At 56.9% G+C, this 20,871-nt stretch carries 20 protein-coding genes and 1 tRNA gene; 10 read left to right on the top strand and 11 right to left on the bottom strand.

The window, feature by feature from the left end; all coding sequences use genetic code 11:
* Positions 1 to 16 precede the first annotated feature (16 nt).
* The 6 genes from proB to INS80_RS15795 form a co-directional block, all read right to left on the bottom strand.
* The gene (proB, locus tag INS80_RS15820) at positions 17 to 1,123 is read right to left on the bottom strand and encodes a glutamate 5-kinase (protein ID WP_192966547.1); all 1,107 of its coding nucleotides are present in this window, start codon (positions 1,121 to 1,123) and stop codon (positions 17 to 19) included.
* Positions 1,111 to 2,148, bottom strand: coding sequence for a GTPase ObgE (gene obgE / locus INS80_RS15815; protein ID WP_192966546.1), 1,038 nt, complete (start codon positions 2,146 to 2,148; stop codon positions 1,111 to 1,113). The genes proB and obgE overlap by 13 nt, the downstream gene beginning before the upstream one ends.
* A 132-nt stretch (positions 2,149 to 2,280) precedes the next feature.
* Entirely contained in the window at positions 2,281 to 2,823 is a 543-nt protein-coding gene (locus INS80_RS15810) for a GNAT family N-acetyltransferase (RefSeq protein ID WP_192966545.1), read from the bottom strand.
* Positions 2,824 to 3,068: 245 nt separating this feature from the next.
* Positions 3,069 to 3,338 carry a 50S ribosomal protein L27 gene (gene rpmA / locus INS80_RS15805; protein WP_192966544.1) on the bottom strand — a complete coding sequence of 90 codons (270 nt, stop codon included), beginning with the start codon at positions 3,336 to 3,338 and terminating at the stop codon, positions 3,069 to 3,071.
* 11 nt (positions 3,339 to 3,349) lie between these two features.
* A complete protein-coding gene (locus INS80_RS15800; protein ID WP_192966543.1) occupies positions 3,350 to 3,910 on the bottom strand; it encodes a 50S ribosomal protein L21 in 561 nt (186 codons plus the stop codon).
* A 258-nt stretch (positions 3,911 to 4,168) separates the two neighbouring features.
* On the bottom strand, positions 4,169 to 5,020 hold the full coding sequence (locus tag INS80_RS15795; protein ID WP_192966542.1) for a DUF2059 domain-containing protein: 852 nt from the start codon (positions 5,018 to 5,020) through the stop codon (positions 4,169 to 4,171).
* A 119-nt stretch (positions 5,021 to 5,139) separates the two neighbouring features.
* Here INS80_RS15795 and INS80_RS15790 point away from each other — a divergent pair.
* The 3 genes from INS80_RS15790 to INS80_RS15780 all read left to right on the top strand — a co-directional run bounded on the left by INS80_RS15790 (position 5,140) and on the right by INS80_RS15780 (position 7,003).
* Positions 5,140 to 5,229: transfer RNA gene (locus tag INS80_RS15790), tRNA-Ser, on the top strand.
* A gap of 458 nt (positions 5,230 to 5,687) precedes the next feature.
* Positions 5,688 to 6,140, top strand: coding sequence for a thiol-disulfide oxidoreductase DCC family protein (locus INS80_RS15785; protein WP_192966541.1), 453 nt, complete (start codon positions 5,688 to 5,690; stop codon positions 6,138 to 6,140).
* On the top strand, positions 6,137 to 7,003 hold the full coding sequence (locus INS80_RS15780; RefSeq protein WP_226892643.1) for a methyltransferase family protein: 867 nt from the start codon (positions 6,137 to 6,139) through the stop codon (positions 7,001 to 7,003). Before INS80_RS15785 ends, INS80_RS15780 begins: the two co-directional genes overlap by 4 nt.
* Before the next feature lie 75 nt (positions 7,004 to 7,078).
* Here the strand turns inward: INS80_RS15780 and INS80_RS15775 are convergent, their stop codons facing one another.
* The gene (locus INS80_RS15775) at positions 7,079 to 7,678 is read right to left on the bottom strand and encodes an SOS response-associated peptidase (RefSeq protein ID WP_369411443.1); all 600 of its coding nucleotides are present in this window, start codon (positions 7,676 to 7,678) and stop codon (positions 7,079 to 7,081) included.
* Between INS80_RS15775 and trhA the strand changes: the two genes are divergently transcribed.
* The 3 genes from trhA (at position 7,586) to INS80_RS15760 (ending at position 10,146) form a co-directional block, all read left to right on the top strand.
* Positions 7,586 to 8,494, top strand: coding sequence for a PAQR family membrane homeostasis protein TrhA (trhA, locus tag INS80_RS15770; RefSeq protein ID WP_369411420.1), 909 nt, complete (start codon positions 7,586 to 7,588; stop codon positions 8,492 to 8,494). The genes INS80_RS15775 and trhA overlap by 93 nt on opposite strands.
* 279 nt (positions 8,495 to 8,773) lie before the next feature.
* Positions 8,774 to 8,995, top strand: coding sequence for a hypothetical protein (locus tag INS80_RS15765; protein WP_192966538.1), 222 nt, complete (start codon positions 8,774 to 8,776; stop codon positions 8,993 to 8,995).
* Between the two features lie 143 nt (positions 8,996 to 9,138).
* On the top strand, positions 9,139 to 10,146 hold the full coding sequence (locus tag INS80_RS15760; RefSeq protein WP_192966537.1) for a hypothetical protein: 1,008 nt from the start codon (positions 9,139 to 9,141) through the stop codon (positions 10,144 to 10,146).
* Positions 10,147 to 10,263: 117 nt separating this feature from the next.
* On the opposite strand, the gene INS80_RS19540 is transcribed toward INS80_RS15760, so the two are convergent.
* The 4 genes from INS80_RS19540 to INS80_RS15735 all read right to left on the bottom strand — a co-directional run bounded on the left by INS80_RS19540 (position 10,264) and on the right by INS80_RS15735 (position 15,125).
* Complete coding sequence (locus INS80_RS19540) at positions 10,264 to 10,464, bottom strand: transposase (RefSeq protein ID WP_439650946.1); 201 nt, start codon at positions 10,462 to 10,464, stop codon at positions 10,264 to 10,266.
* Positions 10,465 to 11,030: 566 nt separating this feature from the next.
* Positions 11,031 to 13,562 (bottom strand): calcium-binding protein, encoded by a 2,532-nt coding sequence (locus tag INS80_RS15745; protein WP_192966536.1) that lies wholly within the window; start codon positions 13,560 to 13,562, stop codon positions 11,031 to 11,033.
* A gap of 21 nt (positions 13,563 to 13,583) precedes the next feature.
* Positions 13,584 to 14,710 (bottom strand): IS3 family transposase gene (locus INS80_RS15740; RefSeq protein WP_192966535.1). Its coding sequence is split into 2 segments (ribosomal slippage): positions 13,584 to 14,446 and positions 14,446 to 14,710, totalling 1,128 coding nucleotides; the frame shifts between segments, so codons are not numbered across the junction.
* Positions 14,655 to 15,125: a hypothetical protein gene (locus INS80_RS15735; RefSeq protein ID WP_192966534.1), complete on the bottom strand. Its 471-nt coding sequence runs from the start codon at positions 15,123 to 15,125 to the stop codon at positions 14,655 to 14,657. The genes INS80_RS15740 and INS80_RS15735 overlap by 56 nt, the downstream gene beginning before the upstream one ends.
* Before the next feature lie 509 nt (positions 15,126 to 15,634).
* Here INS80_RS15735 and INS80_RS15730 point away from each other — a divergent pair.
* From INS80_RS15730 to INS80_RS15715, 4 genes are read left to right on the top strand one after another with little or no spacing between them, the layout of a single operon-like run.
* A complete protein-coding gene (locus INS80_RS15730) occupies positions 15,635 to 17,194 on the top strand; it encodes an ABC transporter substrate-binding protein (protein WP_226892641.1) in 1,560 nt (519 codons plus the stop codon).
* Positions 17,195 to 17,245: 51 nt separating this feature from the next.
* Entirely contained in the window at positions 17,246 to 18,214 is a 969-nt protein-coding gene (locus INS80_RS15725; protein ID WP_192966533.1) for an ABC transporter permease, read from the top strand.
* Positions 18,214 to 19,149, top strand: a complete 936-nt coding sequence (locus INS80_RS15720) for an ABC transporter permease (RefSeq protein WP_192966532.1) — start codon at positions 18,214 to 18,216, stop codon at positions 19,147 to 19,149. The genes INS80_RS15725 and INS80_RS15720 overlap by 1 nt, the downstream gene beginning before the upstream one ends.
* A complete protein-coding gene (locus INS80_RS15715; protein ID WP_192966531.1) occupies positions 19,146 to 20,867 on the top strand; it encodes a dipeptide ABC transporter ATP-binding protein in 1,722 nt (573 codons plus the stop codon). The genes INS80_RS15720 and INS80_RS15715 overlap by 4 nt, the downstream gene beginning before the upstream one ends.
* Positions 20,868 to 20,871 lie beyond the last annotated feature (4 nt).

Genomic DNA, 20,871 nt, shown 5'->3' with positions numbered 1-20,871 from the left:
TCCATAAAGAAGAGGATCAGAAGGCGATGTCGTCTCGGTGGATCAATGCGGCGCGGCCCGGATAGCCAAGCGTCGCTTCGATCTCTGCCGACTGGCGCCCCTGAATGGCACGGGCTTCATCGCCGGTATATCGCGAAAGCCCCTGCCCCAGTTTGCGTCCGTCTGGGCCAAGGATGGCCAGGGGATCCCCCCGACCAAAGTCTCCTTCTACATATCGCACACCGGCAGGCAAAAGGCTTTTGCCATTCATCAATGCATGAGCAGCGCCCTTATCCACGGTGATGACGCCTCGTGTTTTCATCGCGGCAATCCAGCGCTTGCGCGCAGCTTGCGGATCTCCTTGCGCAGTGAACCAGGTGGAGGGTGCACCGTCTTCGAGTGTTTTCAGTGGGTTCAAAGCCGACCCTTCAGTGATCACCATGGCGCAGCCTGCGGCGGTGGCCATCTTGGCCGCCATCAGCTTGGTGATCATGCCGCCCTTGGAAAGCCCCGAAACGCCGTCGCCGGCCATGGCTTCGATTTCGGGCGTGATCTTATCGATCCGGTCGAAGCGTTTGGCATCGGGGTCCTGAGCCGGGTTGGCGCTGTAGAACCCATCCACATCGGACAAAAGCACCAGCGTATCGGCGCCGACCGTGACGGCGACCTGCGCCGCAAGACGGTCATTGTCACCATAGCGGATCTCGTCGGTGGCGATGGTGTCGTTTTCATTCACGATCGGCACGGCACCAAGACTGATCAGGGTCTCAAGCGTGGCGCGGGAATTGAGGTAACGGCGCCGGTCTGCGCTGTCCTCAAGCGTTACCAGCACCTGAGCCGTTGTGATGCCGTGCGGTGCAAGCGCTTCCTCATAGGCGCGGGCCAGACGGATTTGCCCCACTGCCGCAGCAGCCTGCGATTGTTCGAGCGGCAATTCCGCAGGCGGCAGGTTCAGAACGCCCCGCCCCAAGGCAATTGAGCCAGAGGAGACGATCACCACATCCTTGCCCTGAGATTTGAGCAAGGCGACGTCGTTGGCCAGCGAGTGCAGCCAGCCCGCGCGCAGTTGTCCCGTCTTTCGATCCACAAGCAGCGCTGAGCCGATCTTGATGACAACGCGGCGCGCATCGCTCAGGGCTGCCACGGGGCGTCCTCCTCCTCCGCGGGCTTCAGGCGCAGGCGGTCCTCATCGATCTGGCTGCGCAGCGCCCGAAGTACATCTGTCAGGCCTTCGCGGCTGACACCCGACATCATAAAAACCGGCCCGCCAACGGCAGCCTCGAGGGCAGCCTTGGCCTCTGCCCGCTCTTCGTCGTCGAGGGCGTCGACCTTGTTGAGCGCGGTAATGCGCGGTTTGTCGGCCAGCTCGCCGCCATAGGCCTCAAGCTCACCGATGATCGTGTGATAATCCTCCACCAAAGTGTCAGAGGTGCCATCCACCAGATGCAGCAGCACCGCGCAGCGTTCGACATGCCCCAGGAAACGGTCCCCGATCCCGCGCCCTTCATGGGCCCCTTCGATGAGGCCGGGAATATCGGCAACAACGAACTCAGCGTTATCGATGCCCACAACGCCCAGGTTCGGGTGCAACGTGGTAAAGGGGTAATCCGCAATCTTTGGCCGCGCGTTAGAGGTGGCCGAGAGGAAAGTCGATTTCCCAGCGTTGGGCAGACCCAAAAGCCCGGCATCCGCGATCAATTTCAGGCGGAGCCAGATCGTCCGATCAACACCCTCCTGCCCCGGATTAGCCCGGCGCGGGGCCTGGTTCACAGATGTTTTGAAATGCAGGTTGCCAAAACCGCCATTGCCACCCTTGGCCAGAAGCACCCGCTGGCCCAGCTCGGTCATATCGGCCAAAACGGTCTCTTCATCCTCGTCGAGGATCTCGGTGCCGACGGGCACGCGCAGGATGATGTCGTCGCCATCCTTGCCGGTGCGCTGCCGCCCCATGCCGGACTGGCCGTTCTTGGCAAAGAAATGCTGCTGGTAGCGGAAATCGATCAGCGTGTTGAGGCCATCTACAGCCTCGGCCCAGACCGAGCCGCCCTTACCACCGTCGCCACCATCGGGGCCGCCGTATTCGATGTACTTTTCGCGCCGAAAGCTGATGCATCCATTCCCCCCGGCGCCAGAGCGGATATAGACCTTTGCCAGATCGAGGAATTTCATGTCGGCTCCTTCATGCAAGGGCGCCTTCTGCACCCTCACCTTGTTGTATCTCTCGGTCGGGGCCATCTATGGCACCAACCCGTTTTTTTGCGATTGCCTTACCGCATCCCTACCAAGGCGCCAATCGCTGATTTATCCGTCTTGCTTGCGGCTATAGGTCCAGGTCGGAACCGTTGAGTCGCGGGCAACGCAAAAAGTTTCCGCATCTCCAAGATACTCAAAGCCGCAGTGGATCAAAACTCGCGCCGAAGCCGGATTGTCCTGAAAAACCGACGCGAACATGGCCGCATTGCCAAGCGGGTTGGCTTGCACCAAAGCCTCCAGGGCTTCTGAAGCAAGGCCTGTGTTCCAGAACGCCGGAGCGACCCAGTAGGCCACCTCTGACTGGTTGCGATCCATGCGCTTTAGCCCAATCACGCCTTTCAGTTCGTCCCCGCCCGCTGGGGTGCCGTCAATGGCCCAGACGTCTTCGTCTCGTTCGGCACTCATCGCACGGGAGACATAGGCTTCCGCTGCGCCGGGCGGCAATGGATGCGGAATCGACGCGGTCATGCGCGCAACACGTTCATCCCCTGCGTAGTGGGCGATCAAGCCTTCATCCGATTTGCGCAAAGGGCGCAGCACGAAACGCTCTGTCTCGATGATGGGCTGCGTGCCAATCTGATCCAAACTCATTCCGCTCTCCTCCTTCAATACTCTTATCCGCTCTGCGTCCGGACAAAATGCGCCTTGGGTCCCTAAATAGGTACTCATCCAAGATGTGCCAGACGCAGGCAGTACAACTCCTCCAGGGTGGAATTCACCAAGGCTTGAACCCGATGACTTTCTATCGGGCCTTACAGCAAAACCATTGAGAAAACCAAAAAGGGGACCGGCTGCATCGCCGATCCCCCAAATTTTGTTGCCACGTTGGGTTCGGCTTACTCAGCGGCCTCCGCCACTGGGAGAACCGATACAAAGGTGCGGCCTTTGAGACCCTTGTGGAAGGTCACAGCACCGTCGGTGGTTGCAAAGATGGTGTGATCTTTGCCCAGACCAACGCCTTCGCCCGGCCAAAACTTGGTGCCGCGCTGACGTACGATGATGTTGCCTGCGATGGCAGCCTGGCCACCATAGAGTTTCACGCCAAGGCGGCGACCGGCTGAGTCGCGGCCGTTACGGGAGGAACCGCCAGCTTTCTTATGTGCCATTGTCTATCTCCTTAGCCTTTGGCCAGATCTTTGGCCTGTTCAACCCATTCGGGTTTCACTTTGATGGCGTCGATAGCAGCAATATCGTCTGCCGACAAGGCTGCGATCTGAGCAAAGCTGGTGATACCGGCTTCGTTCAGCTTTTTGGCAGCGGCAGGGCCAACACCGGTCAGCTGGGTCAGATCATCCGCAGCATCAGCAGCCGGAGCTGCCTTGGGAGCGGCTTTTGCAGCAGCTTTCGGAGCAGCTTTGGTTGCGCCCGATGCCAGGATCTCGGTGATCTTGATCAGGGTCAGCTTTTGACGGTGACCCTTGGTGCGCTTGGACGAGTGCTTCCGGCGACGCTTCACAAAGTGGATCAGCTTTTCGCCTTTGATCTGGTCGATCACTTCTGCCTTTACGGCAGCGCCATCTACCAGCGGAGCACCGACAACCGGTGCATCGCCACCGAGCATCAGAACTTCGTCGAACTGGATTGTTTCGCCGGCATCTGCAGCAAGTTTCTCAACGCGGAGCACGTCGCCCGCCTGAACCTTGTACTGCTTGCCGCCAGTCTTGAGGACCGCAAACATGTGCGTCTTTCCTTTTTCAACCGCGTCCTTCGGCCCCTGGCACTCAGGTGTTTTTGGCTTTCGGCCTATCGGCCGGTTGCCGCCTCGAACAGCGCGACCCTTGCGCGGGTCGTTATGACAAAATAACCCCGGCGCGGAGAAACCGGACCGGGATGCACGTCTTTTATGGATCCCCTCACCTGAGTCAAGCCTTCACATGACTAGATTGCAAAAAATCCCCAAGCCGGATCACAGACAAATACGGCCCGCCCATAGAAATTAAATGTCTTCGCTCTGGCCCAGCTCTTTCATCCGATAGGCAAGCTGTTCGTAGCGGTCCGCCGTGATCTCGTACTGAACCGCGTTCAATAATTCATAGACCTCCTGCATCAGGGGTGTTTCCAAGGCTCGGACATAGGACAAAACCTCCTCGTCACTGAAACCCTGATAGGTGTACGCTGACGTTGCGATCGCGGATGCCTTTAGGTTCATGCGAAGACTCGCAGCTTGCTGGTCCTGCCAGGCCCGCAGCCCGTCTGCATCCAATTGCAGGTCGATCACCCCCGCCGCGCTGGCTGCCATGATGAACCGGAACTGGATCTGCTGCACCGCGCGCACGCCAGCATCGGCAGCATCTATCGCGGCATTCATGCGCTGGAACAGCGCAATCCGGTCACTTCCGGCACGCACAAGATCAGAGATGATACGCTGGCCCGCCAGTTGTTTGACTTCATCATCCTCCACCTTGTGCGCTGCATTCTCCGCCGCCACGAGCCGCTGTCCCAAAGCACTGGCATAAAAGGCCTGAGCATGCTCGAGAGCTTTGTCATCGAGTGTTTCCTCGAGAATGTCCAAGGCCTGCTCGCGCATCTTGCTGCGATCAAAGACCTGTTCGGACATGCGGGTCCACTGCTGGCCGAAATCCTGCGCTTCAAGGCCTAGCATCTGCGGGGCGCTGCCTGCAGAAAGCGCAATACTGTCCAAAGCAACATCAAACCCCGTCACCTCAAGAAACATCGCCACGCGCGAGCGATCCGCAGCAGAGGCAGCCACTGCCCAGGAAAACAGCCAGAACGCGGCTAGAAAAAGTGATAGAATGGCGGAGGCGGGTTTGATGCGCTGCTGGGTCATGCGAATAAAACTATGGGAAATTCCACGACAGGCAATGAAAAAGAAGCTTTCTCGGATTTCCTCGAAAATCCCCCTTGCGCCCATAGGAATTCCTGATTAAACCGCCGCTCACCCCCCGCGGAGAGGTGCCGGAGTGGTCGAACGGGGCGGTCTCGAAAACCGTTGTCCCTTCACGGGGACCCAGGGTTCGAATCCCTGTCTCTCCGCCATAATCCCATCCCAATAGATTGTATTTGAACGCAGATACCGTGCTGAGGGTTTTGCGTTACTCCTTTAATTCCCAAGCACGAAGATCCGGTGGAGTACGGTAACCTAGGCCGCCAACGATCTTTGACCGACCCTCGAAGACAAAACCGACAATACTGACAAACCCAGAGCACGCGCCAGGCAATGCTAGTCTTTAGGTTCTGTCGCAGCGTGGTCTGTCCGTGGGACGCAGGCGTATGCTTATTGCTCTGTGTGAAAGCCGTGCTTTACTGCTTGTGTAGCCGCCACCTGCCATCTGACTGGAATTGTTCGCTCAAAGCTGCCGTCGAACGTGGCCGGGAGCATCCCAAGTTGCGACCTCGTAACGCATCTGTTTGACACGGCTGCGCCCTCGTTTCTTGAGATAGAGAGCTACCTTTTACGCGGAGCTAAGTGGTCTGCGGAACTAAGGTCGAACACGATGCAAGAAACGGACAAACATGAGCTTGAGGTCAATTCGGCCGAGATCGAAGCCGATCAATCTCGCACCACGGTCTACTATGACGGATCGTGCCCTCTTTGCTCTGTCGAGATAGGGCACTACGCCTCCTGCGCGGGGGCTGATCGCCTTATGTTTGTAGACGTATCAGACCCCAATGCAGGTCTTGGCGATGATCTGACGCGCCAGAATGCGCTGGAGCGGTTCCACGTGCGTCGGCCAGATGGAGTTCTGTTATCCGGTGCGCGCGGTTTCACTGAGCTCTGGGGCACTCTTCCCAAATGGCGATGGTTGGCGCGTGTGGCACGCTTGCCGGGGGTGATTTCTCTGCTGGAGCTCGCATACCGAGGGTTCTTGCCCATTCGACCCGCTCTTTCGCGGATCGCCTCTCGGCTCGGGGCGAAACCTGTGAACAGGACAGATACGTCGACATGATCCGCCCTGAAGATAGTCACTTCAAACGACTGATCTGGCTTCTGAGAGGAGTTATTGAGCCCGCTCCGGGCAAGGCTCGCATCGTGCTCGCGCTTTGTTTTGGCATGGTCACGCACACCACATTTGCTGCCGCCGTTGTTGCCATGGTGGTGGCCATGTTTTTCGGAATGAGCAAAAGCCTTGGAACGGTGCCATGGCCGACCGCTGCCTTCGCAAACGCCCTTCTGCTTCTGCAGTTTCCCCTGGTCCACTCGTTTCTTCTATCGGACGTCGGCAGCAAATGGCTCGTTCGTCTTGTTCCATCTCCGCATGGTGCAACGTTGAGCACATCGACTTATGCAATCATCGCCTCGCTCCAACTGTTTGCTTTGTTTACGTTCTGGACTCCCAGCGGCGTCATCTGGTGGCAGGCAGAGGGTTGGGCCTTCTATTTGATGACCACACTCTACGCTGCGGCCTGGGGGCTCTTGATCAAAGCCAGCTGGGATGCAGGGGCCGAGGTCCAGTCGGGCGCATTGGGTTGGATGTCTTTGATGCGAAACGTAAAACCCGTCTTCCCGGATGTGCCGACAACCGGATTGTTCCGCCTGATACGGCACCCAATCTACGTAGCCTTCGCGCTGACGCTGTGGACGGTGCCGGTGTGGACGCCGGACCAGCTTGGCCTTGCGTTGGTGTTGACAAGCTACTGCCTTGCTGCCCCGTTGCTGAAAGAGCAGCGACTTGAAAAGCGGTTCGGCCAGCGTTTCCAGCACTACAAAAAAGACGTGCCCTATGCGATCCCGCGATGCGCCAGAGGCAGTCGCCAATTGGTCAAAGGGTTGCGGCAATCCCTGACCCGTAAACCAACGGGCTCTGAATAACGAAAGCGCGGGGCGCGCAGGTCAGAATCGGCTAACGAGCGCTCTAACCTGCCGCCCGAGTCACGGATTTCAACTTCATGTAAGCCGCTCCCTCCCAACCTCTGTGTCGAAAGGCAGGAGGGCCCCGTCCGGCAAGGGACGCTGCAGCGCTTTGGCAACCTCAATGGGAGCCGTCAACCACAACTCCCATTCTTCGGGCTCCGTCAGGATCACCGGCATTGCCTTAGGGTGAACCTCAGACACCTCTGCGTTCGGCTGGCAGGTCAGAAAGGCGAAAAGATCGTCCTCCGTCTCGCCGTCCTTTACCTTGCGCACCGATCGCCAGCTGCGCGTCTCGATCCCGGCAAAGAATGCTGGGCGATCTGGGTCGGCAAAACGGAACCACTGATTTCCTCCCTTGACCGGCTCGGCAAAGGAGGTGATCGGCACCAGACAGCGGTGCGAGGGACCCAACCAGCGTTGCCAGTGGCGCGAGGTCAGGTTTCGGACGTTGGTTACGCCGGGATCTCTCTTCGTCTTCAGGGCGAAGGCAGGAGATGGCATCCCCCAACGCGCCTGAACCAGCTCCAATCCTCCGCCTGAATGCCGAAGGATTGGAGCCATCTGGTCGGGGTAATAGGTGCCACCTCCCAGGTTCCCCGCGCGATCTGCGAGCCCGGGGAAGAGTTGCCTGATGGCGTCTTGAGATCTGATGTTGCTGTAAAGGTTGCACATGACGTCACGCTGCCGCCATTGGGTGTGGTTGGTCAAGCCTCCAAGGCACGAGCGCGCTACCTGACGCCTCGGAAGCATGGACACTCTGCTGGGCCGGATGTAGCGTCAGCAATTTATGTGCCCGAGGCCAACGTGACCAAAGCGACCTATCCAACTCCCAATCAAAAGCACCGACAAGCAGATGCTGTCACGCACGCTATTGCACTGGTGTTGATCCTTGTTGCCGGCGGTTTGCTTGTGACCAAATCGATCCCTAGTCTAGAACCCAAATTGGTTCTTGCGGTCATAGTTTACCTGTTGTGCGCTTTGGCCTCCAACCTGGCCTCCACTGCCTATCATTTTTCCACTTGGCATCACCGGCGCATCCTGCTGCGACGTATTGATCATGCTGCCATCTACCCCAGCATTTCGGGTGCATTCACACCTTTCTTTGTGATCGCTGGCACCCCGTGGACTATGACGTTGCTCTGGATCTGCTGGGGTCTGACGGCCTTGGCTGTCTGGAACAAGATTACAAACGAAACAGTCAAGTCACGATGGTCAACCGCGTCCTACCTTGGGCTGGGCGCACTCGGATTGAGCGCCCTGCCCGACCTTTCAGATGTGCCCGTCGCGACACTTTGGTGCATTGTGGCCGGGGCAGTTGCCTACGTGGTTGGAACTGCATTTTACGCCCAAAAGGAGATGCCTTACCGATATGCGGTTTGGCATACATGGGTGAATATCGGTGGTGCGCTGATGTTTGCGGGCATATGGATTGCCTTGCCCGCAACATGACAGGCGGCGTTGGCGCGACAAGGAACCGCCTCGCCCATAGTCTTGAATGCCGGGGGTAAAACGGCGGCAGGGTGGTAGCGCCTCCGGCCTGGTCTCTGTCGCCAAATAACGCCAACCTGTCCAAATTCACCATTCAAAGATGGTGCCGCGAAAGCTCTGCTGCAGGGGTGAAAACCTCTTAGAGCAGACCTTTGGCTCCCGAAACGTCCACGCTTGGCAAACTGCAGCATCGTCCTCCTGGCCCCCTGCCGGTGTCGTGGACACCGAGATAGGGTGTTCATGAAACTGGAGAAACAAAATGACGAGAAAAGCATCCAGCCGCGAGTTCAAGCGTTCCCGTTGCTCCCAAAGCATGTTTGGACCATTCACGCCCGTCTGTTGCTCGCGGGCGATCTGCTCGGCCTCGCACTCTTAGATGGGGATGTCGACAGCGGGCTGAGGGGCGGCGATCTGGTGTATCTGGGCCTTGCCCATGTCTGTTCTGCCGGGCAGATCATCTAACGATTGATCTAAGATTATGACGATCACTTTACTTAATTGCCCCGCTATGCAAAGAAACAAAAGCTCGTTCCCAGAAAACGCCGCAGTGAAACTTATGTTCAGGCAACAAGTTTTTTCCAAAAAATGAATGATGAGCAAGCCACATGCCAAGCACTCTCCACTACAAGAAAAACATGCTTTGGGTAACTTTATTAACCTTGGGAATTTCCACCCTTACCAACAGCGCTCTTGCCTCCACAGATTGCTACTTTCGGCTTTCTCCGAGGAAGTACGAGCTTTCAGAAGTAAGATCGGAGATCGAATACTTGGAAAGTGTGATTCAGGGTTTTGAAGCAAATGAGCGAAAATACGCGACCGAAGCAGTCCAGTTCTACCTCCCCAGAACAAGGAATGCAAAATCTGTTATTAGGGATCTTGCATACACCCTTAATTTTGTTGAGATGAACCCGCGAGAGGGGTGGGGTGATGAGCTAAAATACCAGCTAGTCCGTGTTTTTGCGGAAATCCAGAGCAGAAAGTTTCGCGTCACAAACGGCGTTGATGGCTACCCTGAAGATATTAGAAGCTACTTTTTGAAAAATTACGAAACCTATCGCCCTCTAATAAATCGGCACCTTAGCACGTATCATTCGGCATATTTTTTTGCTCCATGCCCATCTGGAACGCCCTACTACTTTTTCTACCTAATAGCCGCTTTAGATCGTCTTAAATCACAAGCACCTCAGGTTTCGGTGCGCGACATTTTGAAAGGGGCAGGGTTTCGGCGTCTGGAGGGGGCGAGACTGTTCTCTAGGAGGTTCTATCATGCAGGAACTGAAAGGTTGCCAGCGATAAGGATAGTTGCGCCACCTTGCAACGTAAACGGCACCTCCCCTGAAGTTATAGACTATGAATACGATCCAACAGTCCAAGGCTGGAAAAAGGCTGGCTTCACCAAGAGTGAAAATTTAGACATATATCAATGGTTTACTGAAGGCTTTAGTGACTTTGGCCATCACGAATCGGTTAGATGGAGAGTCACGACAGACAGTCTGTATGAAGCCTACCAAGAAAAGCAATTTAGACGATTTAGGAGTTTATTGCAGCAGCAAGGCATTTTTGCAGAGTTGCCAACGATTTTGGAAAGGGAGTGCCATAATAATGACGATTGATCTGGAACAAGAACGCGAGAATGCACTAAATGATGGATTTCCGTCCGGGAATGTGAGCTTCTTTAAAGAAGCCGTTTCAGATGTCACAAGCAGGTTAGGCTCAGGACTCATTGAGTTTCAAAGCCAGTAGATAAAGAGGGCTGCAAGCGCGATTGCTGACAGGAAGACTTTTGGGCATCTGTCGTATCGGGTCGCTACGCGCCGCCAGTCTTTTAGCCTTCCGAACATGATCTCGATCACTGCCCCTCTCGGGGCAATGCACGCGTGGCTTGCCATAGGACTTTGGTAAGAAACACTCGAGACGCGCCATTTGGGCATCCGTCAGCCAAAAAAATATCGGACAGGGTCACCGCTCGCTCTTCGAACGGTGAATCACGCAACCCAGGGGAAATCAATCGGTCCGGACACTAGGGACCAGGGAGGGTTTTGCGGGTTCTTGACCAGCTTTACGACCCTAGATCGCTCCGAGATCGCACAACCCTGAGACCCGCCACCAGCCAGGACTGCATCGCCGGGCTGATATTCTTCGACATTGGAAGCAACGGCCTTTGCTAGGACCTTGTGGTCGTTCTATCGAGAATCTGGGTTTACAGGACTTCACCGGAAGCCACTTGAACGCACGTTCTCATAAAACCGTCATGGGCAAGCCAGGACAGGTAAGTAATGGAATTTCAGGAGTTCTGCACGGCGACCTGTCTCTGCGCCATTTTCCTGATTAATGATCAAGTGCATTGCACTTGGCGCAACGAGGTGTTGTGCCGTGCGCTGGTCTTTCACCCTGAAAAGAAGACAGTGGCAAGGGCATGGAACAATGCCCGAAGCTCGATCAGAGCTCCGGGCATTGCATATTCCTATCGAGCATCCGATACCGGATGCATCTGCGATCAGACGATCACCAGATCGTCCACCAGCGCCGCAGCAGTCACAGTACCGTTGAATGTGATGGTCTGTCCGTCGCCGAAATCGAGAACATAAAGGCCACCGGACACGCCACCGTAGGTATCGAGCACCGCTTGTGCGGAGAGGCCGCCGCCCCAAATCGCATCGTCCAGCTGCAGAGTGTCTTCGACTGTTGAGAAGTCATCAATGACATCCACCCCATCTCCATCTGCGAAGACAAAGGTATCGCCATAGATGCCCCCGCGAAGGAAGTCATCGCCCGTACCGCCATCCAGCGTGTCTTCGCCGATATTTCCGTACAGCGTGTCATTGCCCGACCCGCCATCCAAGGCATCGTTGTCATCACCACCATAAAGCTGGTCGTTGTTGGCGCCGCCGAACATTTCGTCATCGCCGGCATTGCCGTACAGGGTGTCGTCGCCGAAGCTGCCCAGAAGTGTGTCCACTCCGGTGCCGCCATTCAGGAGATCATCGCCGGTCATGCCGATCAGGTAGTCATTATCATCACCACCGTTGATCTCGTCATTGCCGTCACCACCACTGATGTAGTCGTCACCGGCATCGCCGAACAACTGATCGTCACCGGTATTGCCGTAGACAGTGTCATTGCCGTCACCACCCAGCACAGTGTCATTGTCGGTGCCGCCCATGAGGGAGTCCTCACCGACCCCACCATCCAAACTGTCATCCCCGCCGTTGCCCATCAGGGTATCGTCGCCCTCAAGACCCGAGAGGGTGTCCGCGCTGTCATTCCCTTCAAGAACGTCAGGACCGGTGGTACCCGTGGTGGTTGAAGGCACCCCTACTTCAGAGCTTTTTGTCGCTGTATAGAAGCTTTCTGCGCCAAGCTCGGAGCCGACCCCTACGAGGGTCACCACCTGACGGCCATCGATCGAGATAGACAGGTCGCCACTGACCAAGCTCTGCGTGATGTTGGTCGAGGCCATCGCCGTGTACAGTGTGACATGATCCGCACCCAAACCGATGAAACCCAGAACATCTTCGCCGATTGTGAAATCATGCACGACGGAATTGCCGACAATCTCGGATGAACCTTCTGCACCGTAAGACAGAACAAACATGTCATTCCCGGCCCCGCCAGTCAGCTCATTGTCTCCCTGCCCTGCGATGACATCATCGCCAGCGCCGCCAACAAAATCCACACCCACATCGTGGATTGCGACCTCCTCATAATCCATAAGCAGCTCAGCACTATAAAGCGTCGCCGGCTTGATGTCGCCTTTGATGTAGACCGACAGATCGAACTTGTCGCTCATGTTCACGCCATTGTCGGACACGGTCCCGGCGAGGTTCTGGAAGCCTGCACTCAGGGCCATCGGTGAGAAGGGTGTTTCCCAATCGAGGAGGTTGATGACAGTCTGCGTCTCTGCGCCCACCTCATATTTAACCTGATCTTTCTGCGGATTGGCGGTCGCGCTCGGATCCGTCGGAATGGTCACACCCGGCAGGTCCTGGCCGTACTTGTCCGGCTTCAGGCGCCAGCGCGGACCGGAGTCGCCATACTCATCTCCGTCCAGAACGGGCTCAAAAGGCTCGCGGTTCATGGTGGTGTACCACGCGTTGGTGAACCCTTCGGCACCATCGGCCGCACCAATCTCGGCCAGATCACTTGCGGCCCAGTTGGTCGCCAGGTTCGCATCCTTCAGGATGGTTCCGGCTTCGTAGAAGGTGCCATCACCGGCGTAGTACCCGTCGGTGCTCCGCCAGACTTCACGCGGACCTTCGCCGTCTTCGTTGTAGTCGGATACGATCTCATAGGTCGGCAGCGTGCCGATCGCAGATTCGTTTTCCAGATCTTCCGGGCGGATCTGGTCGTTGGGGTTGTTGGTGATGGTGTGATGCATCACCACCTCGGCAGAGGTGTTCCGGTACAGCGACTGCAAGGAATCCTCGGTCGGACGCAGGCTCCATTCCTCAGGCAGGTCCAGTTGGGCTTCAAGTCGGATATCATTGGGCTTCTTGATCATGTTGCCCCAACGATAAAGGAGCTTGCCATCATCCTTGACCGTCACCGAATAGTCTGTGCTGGCCGCGATATCGTAGTCAACCGAACTCTCGTTGGGGTTCAGGATATCCTTGATATCAACAACGCCGTCCTGGTTTTCGTCGGCAATGGTGATGAAGCCACCCTCTCCATCCGAAACGGTTCCGTCCAGCAGATCCTGAACCGCATGGCCATCATAATCGCCGCCAATCACGATCAGGTTGTCGTCCAGAGCATACTCCGCATCCGGATCTCCAGGATACTTCTGGTCGGAAAGGATGTTCTGCATCACCACGTAATGCTCGGTGGAGGCTTTGACCGAGTTCCCGCCCAGGCCGGACAGCCACGTGCCCAAAACGGCTGGCGTTTTGAAGGTATCCGTCGGCGCATCGGACACGACCACACCAATTTGGTCCCCAACTTCGTTGGGCAGGTTGCCGATGAAACCCTCTTCATACAAACCGTCTGAGAATTCCTTTTCCACCGCACCTTCGAAATTGATCAGCCCCACCTGAGTGGTCCGTTTTGATTGTTAGTGCATGACCGGTCTCGGGTCCATCGGGATGATGGTTTCCGGGGCGGGAGGGCGATAGCCCAAGGCACTATGTGGTCGTTTGGTATTGTAGTGTTTCCTCCATTGTTCGATCAGGATTTCCGCTTCCCGAAGGCTGTAGAAGACTTCTCCGTTGAGCAGTTCATCGCGGAACCTGGCATTGAGGCTTTCGCAGTAGCCGTTCTCCCAAGGTGACCCGGGCGCGATGTAGGCGGTCTTGGCGCCGACGGCCCTGATCCAATCTTGAACGGCCTGAGCCACGAACTCCGGGCCGTTGTCAGACCGGATGTAATCCGGCACACCCCGCATGATGAACAGGTCGCTCAAGGCATCGATCACGTCACCCGAGTTCAGCTTGCGCTTCACCTTGATCGCCAAGCATTCCCGACTGTGCTCGTCCAAGATGTTGAGCGTCCGGAAGACCTTTCCGTCCTCCGTCCGGCAGTGGACAAAGTCATAGCTCCAGACGTGGTTGCGATACTCAGGGCGCAGCCGGACACAGGATCCGTCATAAAGCCAGAGCCGTCCCTTCTTCGGTTGCTTCATTGGCACTTTCAGCCCCTCTCGTCGCCATAGGCGCTCGACCCGCTTGTCGTTCACCTCCCAGCCCGCATCTCTCAGCAAAGCCGCGATCCGACGATAGCCGTAACGGCCATACTGCCGCGCCAGTTCGACCATGTCCGCGACCAGACGCTCCTCATCGGCACGGCCATGCGGCTCCTTCCTCTGCGTGGATCGGTGCTGACCCAAGACACGGCAGGCGCGTCTCTCGGACAGATGGAACCGGGTGCGAACGTGATCGATGCAGGCGCGGCGGCGAGCGGGGCTCAAAAGTTTCCCTTTGCCGCCTCAGCCAGGATCAGCTTGTCCAAAGTCAGATCCGAGACGGCTTTTCTCAACCGTTCGTTCTCTTTCTGGAGGCGCTTCAGTTCCCTGAGTTGGTCGGTTCCCATACCGCCGTATTTCTTGCGCCAGCGATAATAGGTCTGCTCAGTAATGCGAACCTCGCGGATCGCATCCGCCCGCGCCATGCCTTGCCCGACAAGCACTTCAACCTGCCGCAGCTTCGTGACAATCTCTTCCGGCTTGTGTCTCTTCGTAGCCATTCTGATCCTCCGTTTTCCTAAACATAACGGCGGACCACTTTAGTGGGGGAGGATCCAAATCGGTGACGTGATAGCCGAACTCAGAGTTGATCGGATAAAGCTCGACACCGTCTTTCGTGACCGTTGGATCGGCGGAGAAATCAACGACGGGCATATCGCCGTCTGCCACATCCCCCTGCCGCAATCCGTCAAATGTGCCAGTTACATCGTCGGTGCTGAAAACATGCGTTACGCGATAATCCGGATCGGTGTTGAGCGGCTGATCAACGTCCTGCGCGTTTTCTGGATCAATAATTGTAGCCATGTTGTACTCCATTGTTCGCAATGTGCCGGGAGAAAAAGGCATGCCGTCAAAGCCAGATCGGTCGAAAAAACCGCTCGAAACCAGATTCGCAAGGAAGCCTTCCTTGGACAAGAATCGGGTAGCATCTGGAAATTCGAATGTGTTTTATTTATGTCAAATTGACACTGAGCAATCCGCCTTTTCACAACTTCATGTTGACAAAAGGAAAGCGATCTATGGCGCGGTCATCCACGGCCAAAACAGTCTAACCTGTCTGAATATCTCGCACATTCAAGCAGTAAGGTCCATCTCTGCACCAGCCACCTCTTAGACCTTGGAACACGCCACTGCGGAGTACACACCACTTTGCCGCGTTCGCCAGCTCACACCACCGTGGGCTTCGAAGCCCGCAAATAGGTAACAATTGGTGACCAATTAATGAGCAATTCACACGCAGGCTGACTGCGGCGTTGGGGAGACTGCCCCCCTCTCCTTGGCAACAGGCTTGATCCGTTTTGGAATAACGGCCAACATGCCTTGGTATATCGTATCCACACAGGCGTGCGGAGACGGTCTGTTACCAGAGTTCATGCCTACCGCCGGGACAGGTCGGAGGCACGTTTTTCAACAGGGAGAAAAAAATGTACCTTAAGAAAATGTTCACGGTCTCGCTATTGGCGATGACTGCTGCCAGCCCCGCGCTGGCGGAAAATGTTTTGCGATGGACCAGCCAGGGCGATGCCCTAACGATGGATCCTCATTCCCAGAACGAGGGCCCGACCATTGCGATGAATGGTCAGATCTATGAATCTCTCGTCACGCGGGATGCTGAGCTGAACCTGCAGCCTGAACTGGCCGAAAGCTGGGAAGCCGGCGCAGATGGCTGGACCTTCAAACTGCGCCAAGGCGTCAAATTCCATGATGGCGCAGATTTCACCGCCGAAGATGTGGTGTTCTCCTTCGAGCGCGCCAAACATGAGGCCTCTGACTATAAAGAGCAGGCCAAGAACGTCGTTTCGGTCGAGGTGATCGACGACTATACCGTCAAACTTGTCACTGACGGCCCGAACCCGATCCTGCCGAACCAGTTGACATCAATCTACATGATGGACAAGGGCTGGTCCGAGGCAAACAACGTTATTGCCCCGCAAGACTTCAAGGCCAAAGAAGAAACCTACGCGGTACGCAATGCCAACGGCACTGGGCCATTTACACTGGTCAGCCGTGCTCCGGATGAGTTGACCGTCCTTGCCCGCAATGACGCGTGGTGGGGTGACGGCATGTTCCCCGGCAACATCGACAAGATTGAGTATCGCCCGATCTCAAACGCTGCGACCCGCGTTGCCGCGCTGCTGTCCGGTGAAGTCGATTTCGTTCTCGACCCGCCGCTGCAGGATCTCAAACGCATCGAGTCTGCCGACGGTCTGGGTGTGTCTACGGTTGCGCAGATCCGTTCGATCTTCTTTGGTATGGATCAGGGAATCGACCAGCTGCGCAGCTCGGACGTCGAAGGAAACCCCTTTAAGGACAAGCGCGTGCGCGAAGCCTTTAACCTCGCCATCGACAAGGCAGCGATCCAGCGCGTCGTCATGGAAGGCCTCTCCTTCCCGACGGGCATGATCACCCCGCCGGGTGTTCTGGGCAACACGCCCGATAACGACACCTCCTACGGCTATGATCCGGAAAAAGCAAAGGCCCTGCTGACCGAAGCTGGCTATCCCGATGGGTTCTCAATCCAGCTTGACTGCCCGAACAACCGCTACAACAACGACGAAAAAATCTGTCAGGCCGCGGTTGCCATGCTGGCCAAAGTTGGCGTCAAGGTGAACCTCGACGCGATCCCGAAGGCACAGCACTTCCCCAAGATCCAGAAGCGGGAGACTGACTTCTTCATGCTGGGTTGGGGTGTGCCGACGCTCGACAGCCATTACGTCTTCTCCTACCTCTTGGACGGCAAGGGCTCTTGGAACGCCACCGGGTATGACAACGCCCGCGTGAACGAGATCACCAGCGCCATCACCACCGAGATCGACATCGACAAGCGCACCGCGCTGATCGGTGAAGCCTGGGATCTGGTGAAAGCCGACATTCCTTATGTTCCGATTCATCACCAGGTTCTGGCCTGGGGCATCTCCGACAAGGTCGATATCCCGATCTCGGCGGATGACGCCTTCCGCCCGCGCTTTGCCGTGATGAAATAAGTTGAGCCTTGGGGCGGGCCGTTGGTCCGCCCCTAACGCTCTGGGGGACAAATGACCACCTTCATTCTTAAACGTCTGGCCCAGTCATTGCTCGTCATGGCTGTGGTTTCGGCTATCAGTTTTTCTTTGTTCAACTTCGTCGGTGATCCGGTCAACAACATGGTCGGCCAGGATGCGACGCGCGAACAGCGGATCGAAATCCGCCAGCAACTGGGATTGGATGACCCGATCCTGACCCAGTACACACGGTTCATGGGTAATATCCTGAGCGGGGACTTCGGCCTCAGCTACCGGATCAAACGCCCCGTGGACGAATTGATCCTGGAACGCCTTCCTGCAACGCTAGAGCTGGTTTTTGTAAGCGCAATCATTGCCTTGCTGGTCGGGATTACACTTGGCGTCTACACCGGTATCCGGCGAAAATCCTGGGTCAGCCGGGTGATCTTGTCCACCTCTCTCATTGGGGTGAGCCTGCCGACCTTCATCATAGGCATCGCGTTGATCTACGTCTTTGCGGTTCACCTGCGTTGGCTCCCGTCATCAGGGCGTAGCGGGACTGTTGATCTGGGCTGGTGGAAGACGTCGCTGCTCACCGTAGACGGCTGGCGTGCGATCCTTTTGCCGGCCATCACCCTGTCGTTGTTCCAGTTGACGCTCATCCTGCGGCTGGTGCGCGCCGAGATGATGGAGGTCATGCGCACCGACTTCATCAAGTTCGCCCGCGCCCGTGGTCTGGCAGAACGCGCAATCAATTTCCGTCACGCGCTGCGCAACACGCTGGTACCGGTGATCACAATCATCGGCCTCAACATCGGGGGGCTGATCGCCTTTTCCGTGATCACCGAGACGGTGTTCCAATGGCCCGGCACCGGTTTGATGTTTATCCAAGCCGTTGACTTCGTGGATGTGCCGATCATGGCCGCCTACCTGGTCTTTGTTGCGCTGCTGTTTGTTCTGATCAATCTGGTCGTCGACATTCTCTACTTCGTCGTCGATCCTCGTATTCGCTTGGGGTCCTGATGAGCCTTCCAACTGACCGCCCAGCCACGCGCTGGGAACGTTTCAAGGACAATGACATCGTCTGGTCCTTTTTCCACTCACCCGGAGCCGTGATTGCAGCCGTCGTAACGCTCCTGATGATCCTCGCTTGTGTCTTTGCCCCGATCCTTGCGCCATTTGACCCGTTCGACCCGGCACAGATCTCTCTTTGGGATGGCAAGCTTCCCCCGGCATGGGTCGAAGGTGGGCAGCCGCAATATCTTCTGGGCACCGACAACCAGGGCCGCGACATGCTGTCGACGATCCTTTACGGCGGTCGCCTGTCGATCATCGTGGGCCTTGCGGCCGTCTGCCTGGGCATGGTGCTTGGCGTCGCGCTGGGCGTGATCTCGGGCTATGTCGGTGGCATGACCGATGCGATCATAATGCGCATCGCGGATGTTCAGCTGACAATCCCCGGTATCCTTTTAGCCATTCTTATCAACGGCATAGGCCGCGCGGTTCTGCCGCTTGAGCTGCGGGATGATTTTGCGATCTACGTGGTGATCATCGCGATTGGCCTCACCGACTGGCCGCAATTTGCCCGAGTGGCGCGTGGTGCCACGCTGGTCGAAGCCAACAAGGAATATGTGCAAGCCGCGCGTATCATCGGCCTGCCCCGCTGGCTGATCATGATCCGTCACATTTTCCCAAACACCCTGCGTCCGGTTCTGGTGATTGCCACCATCGGTCTTGCGCTGGCGATCATTTCAGAGGCAACCCTGTCGTTCCTCGGCCAGGGCATTCCGCCCACCACGCCGTCGCTGGGCACGCTGATCCGGGTTGGTAACGAATATCTCTTCTCCGGCCTCTGGTGGATCACCTTCTTCCCTGCAATCGCACTCGTCGTCCTGGTCTTCGCAGTCAACCTGCTTGGAGACTGGATGCGGGATGCCCTCAATCCGAAGCTACGATGACAGAACTTTTGAAAATCGAAGGGCTCGATGTCGAGTTCCCCACCCGTCGCGGCACGGTCAAGGCGGCGCGCAATGTGTCGCTGACCGTAAACCCGGGTGAAGTTGTCGGTCTGGTCGGTGAGTCCGGGGCCGGGAAATCCACCATTGGCAATGCCATCATCGACCTGCTGGAAGCGCCAGGGCGCGTCGCCGGTGGCTCTATCCTGTTCCAAGGGGAAGAGCTGCGCGGGCGCGACGAGGATGAGATGCGCACGGTCCGAGGCGACCGGATTGGTATGATCTTTCAAGACCCCCAAACCTCACTCAACCCCTTGATGACAATCGGCGCACAGCTGGTTGAAACCATCGAGAAGACAACCGGCCTGGAAGGCGCCAAAGCTGAGGCCCGCGCAGAGGAATTGTTGGCTCAGGTTGGCATCACCGAGGCGAAAGCGCGCCTCAAGGCCTACCCGCACCAGTTCTCGGGCGGCATGCGGCAGAGGGTTGTGATTGCCTTGGCTCTGGCCGGTGATCCCGATCTGATCATCGCGGATGAGCCGACAACCGCGCTGGATGTTTCGATCCAGGCGCAGATCCTGGATCTTCTGAAACGTCTCTGCCGTGAACGCAACCTTGGGGTCATTATCGTCACCCATGATATTGGCGTGATTGCCAATATCGCGGATCGGGTTGTCGTGATGTACCGCGGCGAAGTTGTGGAAACCGGTGATGTGGCGCAGATCCTTGGCGCGCCCAATCACGAATATACCAAGTCGCTGATCTCGGCCGTGCCGCGCGCCGACCGAAAGCTCGAGCGGTTTACATCCGTCGATTACATTGAAGGCGATACCAAACCTTTCAAGCGGATCGACGTTCAGAACCATTGGCTGGGCCAGTCCCGCAGCGAAGCTCAGGGAAAGGCCGCTGTCGAAGTTGAAAACCTCAACCTGTCCTTTGTGCTGCAAAAGTCGTTCATCAAGAAAAACCGGCGTATGCTGCAGGCGGTCAACGATGCAACCTTCTCGGTCGCCGAAGGCGAAACCTTTGGCATCGTGGGAGAATCTGGCTCGGGGAAATCCACCATCGCCCGTTTGATCGCCGGGCTCTATCAGCCGGACTCAGGGCAAATACGGGTTCTTGGGCAGGATGTCAGCTCGCGCCCAAACAGCCAACCCGCGCAACAAGCCCGCCGCGCCCTGCAGATGATCTTTCAGGATCCCTATTCCTCGCTCAATGCCCGAATGCGGGTCATGGACATTGTGGCAGAGCCGATCCGGTATCACAGGATGACCGGAAGCGAGAGCGAAACCCGGCAGGTGGTCAGCGATCTTCTGGATCACGTCGGTCTCGGGGCTGCGGCAGGCCTCAAGTATCCGCATGAGTTCTCAGGCGGTCAGCGGCAGCGGATCTCGATTGCCCGCGCGCTTGCCTCGCGCCCACGCATTTTGATCTGTGACGAGCCGACATCGGCGCTGGACGTGTCAGTACAGGCCACGATCCTGAACCTTCTCAAGGACTTGCAGGAAGAACTCGGCCTGACGATGATCTTTATCAGCCACGATTTGCCAGTGATCCGGCAGATGTGTGATCGGATCGCAGTAATGCGCCATGGGACAATCTGCGAGATCGCCGAGGCCGAGACCCTGTTTGAGGCCCCGACCCATGAGTATTCGCGTCACTTGCTGGATCTGATGCCACGGATGGATCTTTTGGGCGGAGACCGCGTCGCCACGGCCTGAGGCC

The sequence above is a fragment of the Phycobacter azelaicus genome, from assembly GCF_014884385.1.
Classification (GTDB): Bacteria; Pseudomonadota; Alphaproteobacteria; order Rhodobacterales; family Rhodobacteraceae; genus Phycobacter; species Phycobacter azelaicus.
Note: the sequence above shows the minus strand (reverse complement) of the source record. Positions and strands in the feature narration are given on the sequence as shown.

Coding starts and splice junctions, on each gene's coding strand:
- INS80_RS15720 (WP_192966532.1), top strand. CDS start 18,214: ATGAGCCTTCCAACTGACCGCCCAGCCACGCGCTGGGAACGTTTCAAG.
- INS80_RS15780 (WP_226892643.1), top strand. CDS start 6,137: ATGATCCGCCCTGAAGATAGTCACTTCAAACGACTGATCTGGCTTCTG.
- INS80_RS15760 (WP_192966537.1), top strand. CDS start 9,139: ATGCCAAGCACTCTCCACTACAAGAAAAACATGCTTTGGGTAACTTTA.
- INS80_RS15725 (WP_192966533.1), top strand. CDS start 17,246: ATGACCACCTTCATTCTTAAACGTCTGGCCCAGTCATTGCTCGTCATG.
- INS80_RS15810 (WP_192966545.1), bottom strand. CDS start 2,823: ATGAGTTTGGATCAGATTGGCACGCAGCCCATCATCGAGACAGAGCGT.
- rpmA (WP_192966544.1), bottom strand. CDS start 3,338: ATGGCACATAAGAAAGCTGGCGGTTCCTCCCGTAACGGCCGCGACTCA.
- obgE (WP_192966546.1), bottom strand. CDS start 2,148: ATGAAATTCCTCGATCTGGCAAAGGTCTATATCCGCTCTGGCGCCGGG.
- trhA (WP_369411420.1), top strand. CDS start 7,586: ATGCCGAAGGATTGGAGCCATCTGGTCGGGGTAATAGGTGCCACCTCC.
- INS80_RS19540 (WP_439650946.1), bottom strand. CDS start 10,464: ATGCCCAAATGGCGCGTCTCGAGTGTTTCTTACCAAAGTCCTATGGCA.
- INS80_RS15800 (WP_192966543.1), bottom strand. CDS start 3,910: ATGTTTGCGGTCCTCAAGACTGGCGGCAAGCAGTACAAGGTTCAGGCG.
- INS80_RS15715 (WP_192966531.1), top strand. CDS start 19,146: ATGACAGAACTTTTGAAAATCGAAGGGCTCGATGTCGAGTTCCCCACC.
- INS80_RS15730 (WP_226892641.1), top strand. CDS start 15,635: ATGTACCTTAAGAAAATGTTCACGGTCTCGCTATTGGCGATGACTGCT.
- INS80_RS15785 (WP_192966541.1), top strand. CDS start 5,688: ATGCAAGAAACGGACAAACATGAGCTTGAGGTCAATTCGGCCGAGATC.
- INS80_RS15795 (WP_192966542.1), bottom strand. CDS start 5,020: ATGACCCAGCAGCGCATCAAACCCGCCTCCGCCATTCTATCACTTTTT.
- INS80_RS15765 (WP_192966538.1), top strand. CDS start 8,774: ATGAAACTGGAGAAACAAAATGACGAGAAAAGCATCCAGCCGCGAGTT.